The organism is Bartonella sp. AA2SXKL (assembly GCF_042197205.1).
Taxonomy (GTDB): Bacteria; Pseudomonadota; Alphaproteobacteria; order Rhizobiales; family Rhizobiaceae; genus Bartonella.
Genome location: NZ_JBHIRN010000278.1, coordinates 1 through 554, shown reverse-complemented (window position 1 = coordinate 554; position 554 = coordinate 1). Strand labels below are relative to the sequence as shown.

Below are 554 nucleotides of genomic sequence, written 5' to 3'. Positions count from 1 at the left end.
TCTCATTGGAGATGCAGCTGGATGATGGGGCGTTTGTCCCTTTAAAACTCGACGAAACAGAACAACTTGCTGAACCACTTTGGACAGAGCGCAAATTTAACAGTGGTGATAAAGGCGCCAAACAAGCACGCTTGAAATTGACCCTTACCGGTGGACCATCCGCGCGTTCCATGGTGAGAGATTTTGGCGCTGGCATATTATGAGGGGAGACCAGACATGACAAAAACCAAGAAACTCGACATGGAATTGCCTAAAGAAGGGCGTTTTATCAGTTCTGAATTCCCTATTTTGCGTGAAAACTTGACCAAGATTGATCAGGCAATAGCGCAAGTTGAGAAAAAAATAGACGAAAAGGCACCTTTACAACACACGCATACCATAAGCGAAATCACAGATCTAGAAAGCGCTCTCAATGGCAAAATGGCAGCGGATAAAACCTTCACTTTTGCTGATTTAAGCGATATCGAGGGGGCAAAAGATGCCGCCAACAATTATGTGCTCTACAAATCAAGCAACAATAATTTTACTTTTGGTAGTGCTGTCTCACTGTTAGG

2 protein-coding genes are annotated in these 554 nt (G+C 43.9%); both read left to right on the top strand.

The window, feature by feature from the left end; translation table 11 throughout:
• A partial coding sequence (locus ACFINS_RS11235; protein ID WP_375706315.1) for a hypothetical protein occupies positions 1-203 on the top strand: 203 nt, incomplete at its 5' end.
• A 13-nt stretch (positions 204-216) separates the two neighbouring features.
• Positions 217-554 (top strand): Bgr_08870 family protein (locus tag ACFINS_RS11230; RefSeq protein WP_375706314.1); only part of this gene is annotated, 338 nt, incomplete at its 3' end.